The 1,750-nt window shown below is 60.4% G+C and carries 1 pseudogene; it reads left to right on the top strand.

The annotated features are described in order from the left end of the window. Positions 1 to 1,511: 1,511 nt before the first annotated feature. Positions 1,512 to 1,631: pseudogene (locus tag D3227_RS40245) on the top strand (IS630 family transposase); the annotation flags it as partial. Between the last annotated feature and the right edge of the window lie 119 nt (positions 1,632 to 1,750).

The following is a 1,750-nucleotide window of genomic DNA, read 5'->3' as shown; positions in this document are numbered from 1 at the left end:
ACGCGCCGCGACAATGACGAAAAATACCCCTTGCAACTCACTGATCCACAGTCCATCTTCACCAAATCGCGACCACCTGACCCTTCATCCTGATCGTCGCGCTTCCCATCCAAATTGTCGCGCCACACTTTCTGCGGTTCCAGAAGGATAGCGCTCTGGCCCAATGGTACCGGGCGCGAACGGAAGGTCCGACCGCCGCACGCAAAACGAAGATGATCGTAGCGCTCGCCCGCAAGTTGCTCATAGCCTTGTGGCGTCTGAGCACGGTGGGTGAGATACCGGATGGGGTCATGCTTCGGCAGCCAGCGTGAACAGGACTGCGAGAAAACCGAACAAGCAACTCGGCGTCCGGTCGGATTTTGCTGACAGGCCGTCGATGATCCGAGGTGGTGGTGACCCGAACAGAAACCTGGCTCCGATGGCCGTCTGGAGAAATGGGCCCGCCGCCTCGGAGCCTTGCCGCCGAAGCGAATGACTGCTTCATGGTCCGGATCCAGTATGGATCCAACCGAATACAAGGTCGCGGCGCATGTGTTGCGCGCGAGGCGGGTTCCCCTCGGATCATCTCAACTATGCGGCCCTACAACAGGCCGCCTCAATCAACTGGTTGAAACGGAAGAAATAACGAAATGGGCAGTCGCGATGGCTTGACAAACAAATCCCCATACAAGGGTTCTGTGAGGTCGCGCGGCGGTGATGGTCTGGCTTGGCGCGGTGCGCGACCTCATTGAAGCCGGATTGAGCGAACCCGCTGACGCGGCCACGCTATGGGATTAGTATCGCGAAGCCTGCTCTAGTTGTGCGGCTTGGTGTGATGCAACGCTGCCATGTCGGTGAAGACGAGGCCGAGACGCCGACGTTGACCGAGGCGATCGACGCGCCCGTTGGCATCTTTGGGCGTGCTTCGGGGTAATGCTTGTGCTCTTCGGGCTGGTCGGGAAGATGACGATATGGGGGGGTCATTGCGTCCGTCGACGCTGATGCCGCGACGCTGCCACGATCGATGCTGGGGCGACATCCTGTCGTCATGAGGTATCCGGCTGCGGTCGTGATGGCCCAGTGCGCCATCGCGGCAGCGTGGCGGTGATGCGCAGAATGCCGCCACGGCAGGGACAGACGGTTGGGTCAACCCTCGAACGCTCCGGCCTCATCCGCAGGCAACCAGGTGTCGCGCGCAGCATCCAACTGCTCGTCGACCACGACATCCTATCCAAACTTCAGCCGGTTCAACCCGTCATAACCTCTGTGCAGAGGTACTAGGGGAGCGAGACCGTCTTCTTCTTTGGCAGCCTGTCGCTGCCGCGTTTCAGGTGGGTCGTGTCTCGCCGGGGCTACGTCTCGGGCAAGAGGCATTGTGGTGCGCGTCCGTGTAAAGGCGCGACCGTATGTAAGGTGACGCGGCATTCGCTGCGGGAAACTCAAGCTCCGGACTCAAACGATGTCGACGCAGGACCATCCTCAAGCGGAGAAGCAAATGCAATAATCGCGTTGACAGTCGAACCCTCATGTAAGAAGAAGCCAGCATTGGCCAGAAGAACGGTGTCGTGCGGCAATGGGCGCGCCGTGGCACGCGGCCCCGTCAACCGGCCGATCAGCGCTACAAGTCGGCATACCTGTTCGGCGGGGCTTGTCACGTTATCTGAGATAGATCGGATTAAGGCCGCTGCTGCAGAATTCAGGCGAGCGTTCCGGTCATGGTCTTCCACGCCGCCATGGCCTGGAGGCGGTGGAGGTGAATGGCAGCTGCCGA

Origin of the sequence: Mesorhizobium waimense (assembly GCF_003601975.1) — a bacterium.
In the GTDB taxonomy this organism is placed as follows: Bacteria; Pseudomonadota; Alphaproteobacteria; order Rhizobiales; family Rhizobiaceae; genus Mesorhizobium; species Mesorhizobium waimense.
Note: the sequence above shows the minus strand (reverse complement) of the source record. Positions and strands in the feature narration are given on the sequence as shown.